The sequence below is a fragment of the Paenibacillus sp. FSL K6-2859 genome (genome assembly GCF_038008265.1).
In the GTDB taxonomy this organism is placed as follows: Bacteria; Bacillota; Bacilli; order Paenibacillales; family Paenibacillaceae; genus Paenibacillus_AQ; species Paenibacillus_AQ nitricinens.
On sequence record NZ_JBBOYU010000001.1, the window covers coordinates 3,420,721 to 3,433,431 of the forward strand.

The 12,711-nt window shown below is 41.3% G+C and carries 9 protein-coding genes; all 9 read right to left on the bottom strand.

All coding sequences use genetic code 11. The features are described from left to right. Positions 1–51 precede the first annotated feature (51 nt). Entirely contained in the window at positions 52–1,305 is a 1,254-nt protein-coding gene (locus tag MHB64_RS15170) for a HAMP domain-containing sensor histidine kinase (RefSeq protein WP_341134764.1), read from the bottom strand. A gap of 142 nt (positions 1,306–1,447) precedes the next feature. Beyond that, positions 1,448–2,614, bottom strand: a complete 1,167-nt coding sequence (locus MHB64_RS15175) for a Ger(x)C family spore germination protein (protein WP_341134765.1) — start codon at positions 2,612–2,614, stop codon at positions 1,448–1,450. Beyond that, the gene (locus MHB64_RS15180) at positions 2,611–4,068 is read right to left on the bottom strand and encodes a spore germination protein (protein WP_094868764.1); all 1,458 of its coding nucleotides are present in this window, start codon (positions 4,066–4,068) and stop codon (positions 2,611–2,613) included. The genes MHB64_RS15175 and MHB64_RS15180 overlap by 4 nt, the downstream gene beginning before the upstream one ends. Next, a complete protein-coding gene (locus MHB64_RS15185) occupies positions 4,065–5,159 on the bottom strand; it encodes a GerAB/ArcD/ProY family transporter (RefSeq protein ID WP_341134766.1) in 1,095 nt (364 codons plus the stop codon). Before MHB64_RS15185 ends, MHB64_RS15180 begins: the two co-directional genes overlap by 4 nt. A gap of 122 nt (positions 5,160–5,281) precedes the next feature. Continuing rightward, on the bottom strand, positions 5,282–7,033 hold the full coding sequence (locus tag MHB64_RS15190) for an ABC transporter substrate-binding protein (RefSeq protein WP_341134767.1): 1,752 nt from the start codon (positions 7,031–7,033) through the stop codon (positions 5,282–5,284). Between the two features lie 74 nt (positions 7,034–7,107). Continuing rightward, the gene (locus tag MHB64_RS15195) at positions 7,108–8,010 is read right to left on the bottom strand and encodes a carbohydrate ABC transporter permease (RefSeq protein ID WP_094868767.1); all 903 of its coding nucleotides are present in this window, start codon (positions 8,008–8,010) and stop codon (positions 7,108–7,110) included. Between the two features lie 9 nt (positions 8,011–8,019). Next, complete coding sequence (locus MHB64_RS15200; RefSeq protein WP_094868768.1) at positions 8,020–8,976, bottom strand: ABC transporter permease; 957 nt, start codon at positions 8,974–8,976, stop codon at positions 8,020–8,022. Positions 8,977–9,100: 124 nt separating this feature from the next. Then, positions 9,101–10,660, bottom strand: a complete 1,560-nt coding sequence (locus tag MHB64_RS15205; protein ID WP_341134768.1) for a response regulator transcription factor — start codon at positions 10,658–10,660, stop codon at positions 9,101–9,103. Then, positions 10,653–12,440 (bottom strand): cache domain-containing sensor histidine kinase, encoded by a 1,788-nt coding sequence (locus MHB64_RS15210; protein WP_094868770.1) that lies wholly within the window; start codon positions 12,438–12,440, stop codon positions 10,653–10,655. Before MHB64_RS15210 ends, MHB64_RS15205 begins: the two co-directional genes overlap by 8 nt. Between the last annotated feature and the right edge of the window lie 271 nt (positions 12,441–12,711).

Sequence of the window (12,711 nt, forward strand, 5' to 3'; positions counted from 1 at the left end):
CTAAGTTTGAGCTGAGCGTCTTTTTTGCTTTGTTGGAACATTTTTCCGATATTAATTAGTCAAAGGTAAAGTGAGAATGAATTCAGTTCCTTCTCCTGATTTACTTCGTACAGTTACATCACCGTTCATCGAACGGATGAATTGATAAGAAAGGGTAAGTCCTAATCCTGTTCCTTTGCTTTTAGTTGAAAAATAAATGATTCCAAGTCGCTCCATCTGCTCGTTGCTCATCCCGACTCCATCATCAATGATTGTTATTTTTGCATATTCGGATTGACGTTCGATACGAATGTTTACATTACCTGTTGCGAGAACAGCGCAAGCTTCAATCGCGTTTTTTATAAAATTAATGAACAGTTGTTTGATTTCAGTAGGATTTGCAGAGATATATAGTTTATCCTCCAAATGTTGCATTTCCAAAGAGACGTTATTCATAATGGCGTACGGGGTCATAATCTCTACAATCGAGTTGATCTGCTGCACAAGTTCAATTTTCTCTACCACTGCATGATTTGGTTTAGCTATCGAAAGATACTCAGAAAGAATAACCTCAGTCCGCTTAATTTCTTCAAGACAAATAGCAATATATTTCTGACTCTTTTCTCTGGTGATAGAATCGTCCTTTAATAATTTCAAGAAACCCATAACGGCTGTAAGTGGATTACGGACTTCATGGGCTAGTGAAGCGGCTACATGAGCAATCGTTTCAGATTTTTCACTTTGTAGATACCTCAAATACAATTCCTTATCAGATACTGCTTTATTAAAAAGAGAAATCAATATCCAAATTCCAAGGAAATTTAGTACTGGCATCACCAGGATGTTAAACTTTAAATGCTGAATCGAATATTGATATTCCGTTACAAACATCGTAGCTATAGGAATGACGGAAAAGCTAAAACCTGCAACGAATGTAATAAGTTTTCGGTATTCGGAACGGCGACGGTATACGTTGGATAAAAGCGCAGATAAGCTAAAGGTGATGGAAAGAATAATGATCGCTGAAAATAGTCCCTGCCCACCTATAAGCAGGCGATAGGTTAAAAATTCAACGAGAAGAAAAACTCCAGTACTCATACCACCATACACCATTCCGAAAAACATGATCACATAACGAATGTCGAATATAATTCCATCCTCCACAGTAAATGGAAATGACATCGACATGAAAAGACAAATCATACAGGTTATGGTAATGAATTGCCTTGAATAATTTTCAGCTTTGTCACGATAGTAGATGGTATAAAGGACAAAGGGGGTTAGGGCAAACAGTAATTGTAACAAAAAATCCTTTATATACAGCATCTTAGCCCTCCCACCAGTTTAAAAAGAATTTGATATATTGTTAATTCGTTGTGACAATGATTTCCTCCTTCTGAGGGGGAAGCTAATGAAAGAAAAGAGGCCAATGAACAACCTTTGATAATCAAAAGTTGTTCGTCAGCCTCTAGTGCCTAAACTTATAAGAATATTCATTTTCAATTTTAGATATCCCACCACTGGTCAGATTCACTCTGATATCAATCTTTTCGATGCTGCTTGAATCGAGCGGTAAGATTCCCTTATCATTCAGTTTGTTCCACTCCTTTGGAAGGCTACGATAGAATATGCCTGAGAGTCCATATACATCGGCATTTATTTCTAAACCTTTCAAGTAAGTTTCCCTAATCTGATCGTCAATTACTTTTATTGCTTTCAGTTCAAGATCATCTCGATTAAGGTTTGCGCTCAACTCCGGAAGTGTGCCCTGCATAGACACTTTAATATCGAAGACAGGTTTGCCATTCTTCATCTTGGGACGAATAGAGAATTTAACTTTGTTCATGACGATCACAGCTAATACTTTTTTGTCATCTTTGATTACCACTGGCGTTCTTTGTGTCTTTTTTTCCAGCCATCGAACTCCTAAAATATCTTTAGATTTCAAGCATCCACGGAATTGATCATTTTGCAGAAAACAGATCCCTGTCATGCTAATATTGGGAGAAGGCGCTTGGTTATTGGTCCAGTCTGGCGCAATCTTAAGATAAGGCAATAGCACCGTTTCGGCCTTCTCTCTCCATTTCCATATAAATTTGTACAGATATAGCGGAGCGATAATCGAGCTCTGTTCATAGGTTCGCATGGGACTGTTAAGTTGTGAGTAAATCACCGATAGATCAGCGATTGAAGAGGTATTCAGCACCTTTTCCATGGGTTCGTTGGTCGCCATAGTCCAAACGGTGTAACGAAATTCATAATAACGATCCCATACATCTAATACTTGATTGATGACGCTAGTTTTCTTTAGCGCTGCTTCACTAAATACGATCGTTTTCACATTGCTCCAGACAATTCTTTGTGGACTAGTAGCATATAAATTGAATATCGCATTATCAAACGAATCACCATCGGCTTTTCCAATGAAAGTTTTTTGTTCCTGGCTCTGACCCGCCTCTTTCTTCGCAATACCACTAAAGTTAACCATTTGAATATAAACAACGACTTTGTTATCTACATAATCGACTCCTAATGTATTCACATAGATCATATGCTCAATTTCTTTTGATCCCCAACAACCTGTAAGCAGCGTGGAGAGCAGAGCGGTAATAAGTATGCATCGGATCAATTTCATGATCGATCTCGTCCTTTAGTTCCCGTATTGTCTGTAAATTTCCCTTTTCCCCACGGCATTCTGAAAATAACTTTATAAAAATCCTTCAAGTGAAGCGGGGATAAAGGGGAAAGATAGTAGGTGCCGAAAGAACGTAAATTGACCATAAAGAGCACCAGCGAAAGCAGACATGTCATTGTACCAAACAATCCTAGAAACCCACTGATAAAGAGTACAATAATTCGAAGCAAGCTAACGACGCTAACTAATGACTGGTTCACCAATGTAAAGGTAGCTAATACTGAAATGGCTATAACCACAATCGTACCTGGGCCTGCAATGCCGGCACTAATGGCTGCCTGACCGATAATTAAACCTCCAACTACCGATAAGGTCTGGCCATAAGCGGTAGGTAATCTCATCCCGGCTTCTCGAAAAATCTCAAATAAAATGAGCATCACAATTGCTTCCAGAGGAGCCGGAAGAGGTACGCCTTGTCTCGAATTCACTAATGTTGCAAGCAGTGTAAAGGGAATTTGATCTTGGTGAAACGTAGTAAGCGCAATCCAAAAGCCCGGTAAAAACAGGGAAAGCATCACACCTAGGACTCTTAATAACCTAGTAAAAGCAACAAAGATATTTACCATATGTGCATCTTCCGAAGTATTCAATAAGAAGCTAAAGCTCACTGGCGCAATAATTACAGTAGGTGAACCATTCGTTAACAGCACGAATTTTCCATGAAGAATTGAATTCGCTGCATAGTCAGGTCTGCCCGTATATGAGAATAATGGAAAGAATGAAAATCTAGTCAAACTTTCTTCAAGCTGGGTACTACTCACCAATCCTTGGATTTGAATGCTGTTTAGTTTTGACTTGATTTCATTAAGTACATGAGGCTTAATCGTTTCCTTGAGATATAAAAGATGAACTTCAGTCGAGGTTTGGGTTCCAATCGTGAATTCTTCAACCGCTAATAATTCGGTCTTGAGCCTTTTTCGAATAAGGGCAATATTGGTAAATGATTCTTCCGTAAAGCCATCCTTAGGCCCCCGTGTGGACACTTCCGTATTTGGTTCCTCAGGTTGTCGTTTAGGAGGATCAGCTAATTTCACGAGATAACTTTGATTTGATGGCGTAAATAGAAGGAAAAGATCACCACTCAGCACAGTGTCAATCATTGAATTTTCAATTTCAATTTCACTTGATGGAAGGGTGGTCATGTGAAACGGAACCTTTTGCATGAGATCGAGTTCATGGGATGTGAGGATAGATTCCGGAATCTTTTTTAATTCGGGTATGATGTATTCTTCTACTTTGATTTCGTCGCACAACCCCTGGCAATAAACCAGTTGAACGGCATTGTCAGAGTCAGACAAAGAGAGAGTCAGTCTCTTAATGTCTGAGCTTGAACCAAATATTCGTGAGAACATATTCTCGAACGTATTTAACTCCTTTTGCTCAGGCTCTTTCATGATGTTACTTTCCCCTTTCGTTGAGCCAAGCTAATCAGCCCTGCAATAATTACAGAAAAAGCGAGTACGCCCCATAAAGAAAAGGGAAGTACATAATGAGCTAACATGCTCAGAAAAAATTGATCACTAAAAGGTATGGCTGTGAACACTACAATAGTTAAAGAAATGCTCCCAAGAACCAACATTTTCACTTTTTTACTTTGAATTTGGAGTATATCGAGAATAAGGAACATGGTTAAGGAAATTCTCAGAAAAGCACCACTGAACCATTGATAAACGCTAAAAAAGTCCAGATGCTCAATATATCGTCCAATCGTTAGTAATCTCCATTCTTCATACGCGGGAAATCTGAGTTTATCAGCCTCATCCGGACCGAATTCAACAATTGCACCAATAATCGGTCCCATCGTTAGGCCTAAGATAAGCAGGATCATGATCATAAACGATAGATATGACAATCGTGATTTGATGTGGTGTTGCATAAAGAAAAGCATGATGACCTCAACAAAACCTGCGCCTACGTACACTGTCCCATTCCAAACGGGCTGCATACCGTGCTCAAGCATCGGCCTTAACAAGGAATAATCTTTATGCGTTGTGTTAGAAATCATTATAAAAAAACCTAATATCACAACAAAAGGCAACAAAATACCAGCGGTGTTAGCGAGAGATTGAATACCTAAATATGCATTTATTACGGAAATTAATAGCAATATGAAAGTAAGGACCAGTATAGGTGTCTCTGGAGAAAAGGTTAGATGCACCCAGTAGACAGTGTCCCTAGTTGTAAGCATGCATAAGAGAAACAAATATACACAAGCGAATACCGAAAGAATATGGCTCACGATAGGAGGGTAAGCTTTTGCCAGCCAAGCGAAAAGATGTTGCTTTTTGATTTTGGTAGTACTAATGTGCAGGATAAAGATCCAAACTAGCGCACATGCCCCAGCAAGCAGCACTGAGATCCATGCGTCACGTTTTGCCGCGTCCAATAGGATGGGGATGATAATGACATGATTTAGAAGGCCTGTGCTCAGCATAATAATCATAATGGCTTGAATAAACGTAATATTTGTTTTGATTTTCCTCATCCTCCTAAATAAACCGGAACCGTCTACCTTATAATGCCATTCTTGGAGGTGATTTATTCTGGAAAATTGAGTAGGGGGAAACGTAAAGAGCCGTGCGGACATCTGCACGACTCAGAGTATTTTTATTTATTACTCCATAAGGCAACACGATCCTGCACGTATTTGGTGTAACCTTTCTCCATTTTTTCTACGCCGGCTTTCTCTAAAGCTGCCATGTAGTCATCCCAGATTTTATCGAAATCTGCTGGTTTGGCAAGAATGGCTTCCGGAATACGTTTCCATGTAATATCTCTCATTTTGTTGCCTAGAATGGTGACCTCATCTTCACCTGGAATCGCGATATTCCATGCTGCACCATAGGCTTTTTCAATGAATTCTTCTTCTTTCGGAAATAGATCCTTCCAAGTTGTTGCCTTGTAGGCGGCTAAAGTTTCTTTCTCGATATCGCTATACCCAAGTACAAGTTGTTCGGGGAAGTTTTTAGTGTAATAATTACCACTTGCATCCTTAGCGCCGTCTCCGTAATGAACCATCATATTCCAGTAGAAGCCGATTCCGGTTTCCTTAGTGAAGGCTGTATTGTCATTGTTGATACGTTCTTGTACATCTGCTGGAACGACCCGTTTGCCGTTCTCCACCACATAATGCTTACCTTCAATTCCCCAATTGTTCAAGATTTGTCCTTCGTCAGAAGCGAGGAAATCAAGGAACTTAATTGTACGAATCGGGTCTGGGTTTGTGCTGGAGATTGAGATGCCATAGCCACCCATGAAGCCGGTAGGCCAGAAGCTAGTTTCCTTGTATTCTTTCGTTAAAGTTACCGGATAATGACCGTAAGTTTGTTCGAACTTGCCTGCCGTCTTCAACGCCTGCTGAGCATCATTATAGTCCCAATCCTGGTCAATCAAACCTAGAACCCGTCCAGTGGCTACTTTAGCTTTGTATTGGTCATACTTTTGCACAAAGCTCTCTTTATCGAGCAATCCGATGTCATTCATATGATTCAGCCAGCGGAAGTACTCTTTCTCCTCCGGACGACGGAAGTGGTAAATCGCCTCATGGGTTTCTTGATCAACATAATATTCTCCGTCATCCGAACCACCTGTCGTAGCAACAGCAGGGTTAGTGACAGAAATATACATATGCCAATCATCTGCGTTCAGGGAGACTCCAATGTTCTTATTGCCGTTTTCATCAGTTGGATGCTTCTCCAGATAGGCTTTAATTACATTCTCATAATCGGTGACTGTTCTGATTTCAGGGTATCCGGCTTCCTTCAAGACACGATGTTGAAGCTCAAAACCGCCGCCAGCCACAAATTTCTTCTCATCAACTGCCGCCCAGGTCGGAATGGCATAAATGGATTGGTCTTCATTCGTATATTTTGCCCGAGCAAGGTTGTCGCCGAGTACACGTTTAATATTAGGTGCATACTTGTCGATGAATTCGGTTAGATCGATGACTGCTCCAGCGTCTACAAGTTTACCGATATCCGCTTTGGCGGAGATAATATCCGGATAATCACCACCAGCAGCGATCAATGCGATTTTTTGTTGTGGATCACCTACCGCAAATTCAGCATCGAGTGTGACGCCTGTTTTCTCTGTAATCACTTTACTGATGTCGTCTTTCATATTGTTCCAGTTCGGATTTGGATCTTCTGCGAAGAAGGAGAGTGTCAGCGGGCTTAAATCTTCGGCTTGTGCAGTTGCTTCCGCGGTAGCTTCTGCAGTGGCACTGACTTCATTCGTAGATTTATTTTCTACGTTGTTATCTGCTGTTTTGTTACTTGATCCGCTACAACCTGCCAGTACACTGATCAGTAAAGTCATGACCATCCATATCACATGCGATTTTACTGTCTTTCTTGTCATGAATAGAAACCCTCCTTTTTCTGGTCAAAAAATTATTGTGTATACAGGCTGAGCCTGCTGATACCATAAGCGTATTAGCTCTTTACTGAACCCAAAGTCATTCCTTTAACAAAGTAGCGCTGCAAAAATGGATAGACGATTAGAATAGGCACTGTGACTACGATCGTGATTGCCATTTTGACGGATTCCGGAGAAATTTGTGCCATAACCTCCGTCATATTGCGACCTCGGAAATTGTCCGCATTAGTTGTCGTACTCTGTATGACCTTCATAAGCTCGAATTGCAGGGTAGTCAACGCATCCTTGGAACCATTGTAGAGATAAGTATCCAGCCATGAATTCCATTGGCCAACGGCTAAAAAGAGAGCGATGGTTGCTAGCGCAGGTTTGGTCAACGGAAGAATAACCCGCCAATAAATTGTGAAGTCATTAGCCCCATCCAGCTTAGCGGATTCCTGCAACGCATAGGGCAAGCCATCGATAAAGGAACGGATAACAAATACATTAAATGCACTGACAAGACCGGGGAGGACATACACACTAAAGGTTCCTATCATATGAAGATCCTTGATTAAGATGTAACCAGGGATGAGACCCCCAGAGACATACATTGTAAGCGCGAGAAATGTAGAGACGAACTTTCGGGCTTGAAAGTCTACCCGACTCAGAGTGAAAGCTAACATGGATGCACTGACCAACCCAAGAATCGTGCCAATCACCGTACGCAAGATCGAGATTTTGAGTCCGGTCATCAGACCAGAATACGCAAAGATCGTCTCATAGTTCTTAAAAGTGAAGACGCGAGGATAGATCGTGATTCCACCCTTAATGCTATCTGTGGAGTCATTAAAGGAAATGGCCAACACATTCAGAAAAGGATATAGCGTAACTATGGTCACTACAGTGATCGCTATATAGACTACCAGATCGAAGATACGGTCCGACCATGATACGGTGGCCAGTTTTTTACTTAGCATAAGGGCCTCCTATATGATGCTTTCCTTTGTTATTTTTTTGAATATCCCGTTGGCGACAAACAGCAGAATCACGCTCACTACAGAATTAAAGATATTAATGGCCGTACCGAAGGAGAATCGACCCATGCCCAGACCATAGTTCAGCGCGTACAAATCCAGTGTCTGAGAATAATCGCGCACCAGGTTGTTACCGAGCAGGAACTGCTTCTCGAACCCAATACTAATTAAATGCCCGATGGAAATGATGAGCAAAATAATGATCGTTGTCTGGATACCTGGAAGTGTAATGTTTCGCACTTGCTGCAAGCGACTTGCACCATCTACCCGCGCTGCTTCATAAAGCTCTGGACCAATGCCTGAGATGGCTGCAAGATAAATGATGGTGTTCCATCCGGTTTCCTTCCAAACGTCCGAAGCCGTGACGATTCCCCAGAATAAATGACCTTTAGCCATAAATTGAATAGGCTCACTGATTAGATGAAGACCCAGCAGTAGGTCGTTTACCGCACCGTTATCGGTAGAGAGCATTTTGGTAATAATCCCGGCAGCCACCACCCATGATACGAAGTGGGGGAGATACGAGACCGTCTGCACAAACCGTTTTAGAAACTGTAGTCGCAACTCGTTCAGAAGGATGGCAAAGAGGATGGGAATGATGAATCCGGCCAATAGGCCCATGATGCTCATTGCGAGCGTATTGCGAAGTGCATTGAAGAATTGATCATCCTGAATAAGCTCTCTGAAGTACTGTAAGCCGACCCATTTTTGCTCGAAAAAGGATTTCCCGGGCTTGTATTTCTGAAAAGCCATTGTCCATCCCCATAAAGGCAAATAATTGAATACAAATGCCCAGAGCACAAATGGAAAGGCCATCATATAGAGGTATTTTTGCTGTAAAAAAGTTGGCCAAAAGCGTGAGGTTGACTTCTTCGGCTCAGATTGAGCTTTTGAGGTAATCGCTTTCATTTATGTCCCTCCTTCGATATGCCATAATCATAATCTATAGAAAGTGTAGGAAACACCCGAATATTTCATATAAAAAACAGGGGGGAATCCGTCATTTTCGTAAGCGTTTTCTGAAAAAGTAAAATTAAATCAAGTTCTTTCTGCGGTAGTCTGAGGGAGAGATACCTTCAAGCTTTTTAAATTTTTCACGGAAATAATCCACATCGCTGAAGCCAACTTCGTTTGCGGCCTGATGGATTTTGTAGCCTTGAATTAATAGCTCCTTGGCCTTTTCCATGCGGACTTTATCCAGATAACTGTTAAAGGAATACCCCGTGCTGTTCTTAAAAAGCTTCCCCAAATAAGCGCTACTGTAACTGAATACATCCGCAAGCGTATCAAGCTTAAGATTCTCATTATAATGCCGATGGATGAGGTCCAGCATTCGCTTTAGGAAGACCTCCATATCGTCACGGGCAATATCTTTTGCATAATGCTCCAGAAGAGTGGTGGTATACCGTTGCAATTGAGGCAGAGAGGTATGTTTATATATTTGTTCAATTTGCTCATCCATGTCGTTGTGGAGAGGACTCTGCTCCTTATATTGAAGAGAGAGTTTATTTAGTAGATGAGAGACAATACGCACATAACGCGATTTCACGCCCATCTCGGAATAATCGGCGGTAATCATAAGCTCTCCAGCTTCTTGAATCAGGGTAAAGAGTAACGCACTGCTGCCAGTATCCATACAAAAAAATATTCGTTCCACAACGGACTCCAGCCTGTTCTCTATTTCCTCTGGACTAACTATCAGCTCTTTCTTTATTTTTATGGAATCCGGTCCAATCATCTCCGGTTCATCGTAGAAAAAATGCTCCTTCATCCTTGTAAGAGCAGATTGGTGGGAGACCGAGATATCCTCCAAGTTGTTCACCATATCACCTGCAGCGATGATACATTCAAGTCCATGTTCAAATACTACTTCCTGTATATTTTGGACCATTAATTTACGTACAAGCTCTTTCTGAAATGAGGGCTGCAGCAAAACTCCCAAATAAGAATCTAGCAACAATACTATGCCCCAGCCATGTTCTTCAAAACTATTTGTAAGTCTTGTCTTTATGACCGTTGAAGGTCCGTGGTCTGAATTGTCCTGAAGTAGCAGCCGAATTAGGACCACCTGATAGGAATCCCAAAGGAGTCCTGCTTCGCGTACGGTTGCCTCCAATATGGGTAAAGTCTGCATGCTTCGATCCAATAGCAAGGATTGAACCAGCATTTCCCGGCTCCATTCCTTAACTGCAGCCTGTTTCTTATGATGGGTTATACGTGCATGCAGCTCAATGGACAGATTTTCTAAGTATGACTGCAATTCAGCTTCATCCACCGGCTTGAGCAAATAGTTATCAATTCCAAAAAACATCGCACGCTTGGCATAGCTGAAATCAGCATAGCCACTGAGGATAATGATATGCATTTCAGGATCGAGAGCTCTCAGCTCTTCAACAAGCTCTAGACCATCTCTACCGGGCATACGGATATCTACGATCATTAAATCAGGGGAGTAAAGGTCATATTTATGCTTTGCCTCTAAGGCGTTCGCTGCGGAATCAACGACCTGATATCCAAGACTCTCCCAGTCTAGCAAAGCAACAAGTCCTTCACGAATCGCCTGCTCATCATCGACAATCAACACGCTATACATATGAATCACTCCTTAATGGGATTGCAAAGCTGATTTGCGTTCCAAATCCGATTTGACTTGTTAAAGTTAGCCCAAATTGCGGGCCGTAGGTCAGCTGGAGCCGTAAATGAATATTGCGAATCCCAATACTATTAGTTTCATAGTCATCATTATGATCTAGCATTTTGATAATTTCTTGTATTCGCGCTTTTGAGATACCGGCTCCATTGTCAGATACCTGAACCTTTAAATAATGGTCTTCTAAGCGGATTTCTACACGGATCATGCCGCCATCTATTCGATTCTCAAGTCCGTGGATGACACAATTCTCTACCAGAGGTTGAATAATCAAAGGAGGGATTTGTAAAGGGTTCGCCCTTGGGTCCACATGAAGCTCATACGTGAGTCTGTCATCATAACGGAATTTTTGGATGACTAGATAACAGCTTACGGTTTCAAGCTCACTTTGCAGACTGATCATCCCATTGCCAACCTCAAGGTTTTTACGCATCATTTTCCCTAGCAGTCGAACGACTTGAGAAATATCCGCTTGTCCCCTAACTAGGGTTTTCATTCGGATTGATTCCAGGGCATTGAAGAGAAAGTGGGGGTTGATCTGGCTGGCCATCATCTTGAACTTAATCTCATTTTGCTTAAGCTGGATCGCATTTTTCTGTCGGTTGGATTCTTGAACCTCACTCATTAGTTCATTAATGTTCCGTACCATATGATTAAATTGTCTGGCGAGCTGACCGATTTCATCTTTGCCGTCAATAACAAGCGTGGCTTCTAAATTACCCGAAGCGACCTTCGAAATATGCTTGCTAAGATGCAGTATCCTTCCAGTGAGTAGTCGCGAGACATAATAAATTAAGAGAATAGCCATAAACAATGCCGAAAGAACTACAATTGATGCTAGGAAAATAATTTGGTTGGGCTCATCGACAATGCTTGCAACAGAAAAAATTGAAATGATACGCAGGCTGTTCAAGCTTCCGCCTGGCTGCCAGTGATCGATCACCATTTTGAAAGGTTTACCGTCAATGGTTACATTGTGGGGACCTTGACTTGTATCAGATAGGGTTATGAGGTCAATGTTCGTCAGTGATTTATCTTGTGTATCTACCCGATTGGAGGCGACAATATTGTCGTTCTCATCCATAATAAGCGTTTCAAATGATTCCTGGTTAAGGATAGCATTTAGTTTATTCGTATTTACATTCACAACTAGGACCCCTGTGGTTCTCTCCTTAAAAAAATTCAACTTTCGGATTAGACTTAGATAATAACGTCCATTACGGTTATCCCGTATATAATTCCAGCACACCAGTCCTCTTTGATTGAGCGCAGTTTGGTACCATTGCTCTTGTGTAACATTCTCGCTCGTCTGTAGAAACTCCCAGTTGTCTAGAATCGTTGGATTATCAATATACAAGCGGATGCTGGAAACTTCGTTGTACAGTCGGACAAAATCACGGAAATCAGGATAATTCCAGTAAGCTTCCACGACATCATAGACAGATTCATAATGATGATTAGCTACCTCTTCAAGTCGGCTGTCATTTGATAGACGGTAAGCGATGTCGATCGGAACGTTAAGCATTTCGCCTGTCCGTTTCTTCACCCGATCCACGTTAGCGGTAATCTGCTCCAGCGCATTAGCCATTGCCATATTCCGTAGTTCAATAGTGAGGAACAGTCCTACAATTAAGACTGGAATAAGCACAACACAGCCAAATGACAGAAATAACTTCGTTCTGAGTTTAAGATTATTCACTAGGGTGATGATACGAGCATACACGAATAAGAGCCACCTCCAGCAACAGAATGTTAACGCTCACATAAAAGTATATCGTTAAACGAACTTCCATTATATGTGATCATTTAGGGATTTATTGTCTTCTATTATGGAGTTTTGAAATGGGGGGGCTCTATCCTCCCTTTTTGTAAGCAACTGCTTTATATCCCCATTTACAAATACAAAAGAACAATACTTTTTGGGGTAAAACCTTTAATTTGAACAGATAAAATGTAAGTAAGCTATGATAAACTTCTAGTTGAAATCGCTTACA

Excerpts from the sequence above, each read along its gene's own strand:
- MHB64_RS15190 (WP_341134767.1), bottom strand. The coding sequence starts at position 7,033 with ATGACAAGAAAGACAGTAAAATCGCATGTGATATGGATGGTCATGACT.
- MHB64_RS15170 (WP_341134764.1), bottom strand. The coding sequence starts at position 1,305 with ATGCTGTATATAAAGGATTTTTTGTTACAATTACTGTTTGCCCTAACC.
- MHB64_RS15185 (WP_341134766.1), bottom strand. The coding sequence starts at position 5,159 with ATGAGGAAAATCAAAACAAATATTACGTTTATTCAAGCCATTATGATT.
- MHB64_RS15180 (WP_094868764.1), bottom strand. The coding sequence starts at position 4,068 with ATGAAAGAGCCTGAGCAAAAGGAGTTAAATACGTTCGAGAATATGTTC.
- MHB64_RS15200 (WP_094868768.1), bottom strand. The coding sequence starts at position 8,976 with ATGAAAGCGATTACCTCAAAAGCTCAATCTGAGCCGAAGAAGTCAACC.
- MHB64_RS15175 (WP_341134765.1), bottom strand. The coding sequence starts at position 2,614 with ATGAAATTGATCCGATGCATACTTATTACCGCTCTGCTCTCCACGCTG.
- MHB64_RS15205 (WP_341134768.1), bottom strand. The coding sequence starts at position 10,660 with ATGTATAGCGTGTTGATTGTCGATGATGAGCAGGCGATTCGTGAAGGA.
- MHB64_RS15195 (WP_094868767.1), bottom strand. The coding sequence starts at position 8,010 with ATGCTAAGTAAAAAACTGGCCACCGTATCATGGTCGGACCGTATCTTC.